This is a genomic window from Pseudoalteromonas sp. CR1 (assembly GCF_019392235.1).
Classification (GTDB): Bacteria; Pseudomonadota; Gammaproteobacteria; order Enterobacterales; family Alteromonadaceae; genus Pseudoalteromonas.
On record NZ_JAHXRM010000227.1, the window covers coordinates 1 to 274 of the forward strand.

The 274-nt window shown below is 48.9% G+C and carries 1 protein-coding gene; it reads right to left on the reverse strand.

What is annotated here, in order from left to right; all coding sequences use genetic code 11:
* The coding region (locus KZZ04_RS21685) for a polysaccharide pyruvyl transferase family protein (protein ID WP_368735903.1) at positions 1–236 on the reverse strand (236 nt) is incomplete at its 3' end.
* Positions 237–274: the final 38 nt, after the last annotated feature.

Below are 274 nucleotides of genomic sequence, written 5' to 3' on the forward strand. Positions count from 1 at the left end.
TTTGGGTCGTATTCGTAGCACAGGGTGGGCTTCCCCATAGCCAGTGCCAGTATCTGCGCATGAAGACTCATGGCAAAAATGGCATCGCAATCTCCCAGGACTTCAACCGTTTCTGGAATAGTCAGGTTACCGTACAGCGCGCACTGATGCGTATCGGTCAAACGAGCCATAAGAGATTCAACGAAAGCAATATCAGATGTAGAGCGACCGTCAATCTGATGTGATTGAAACGGCACCCAGACTAACGTAAAGGTGCTAGGTACAACAGCCTTAA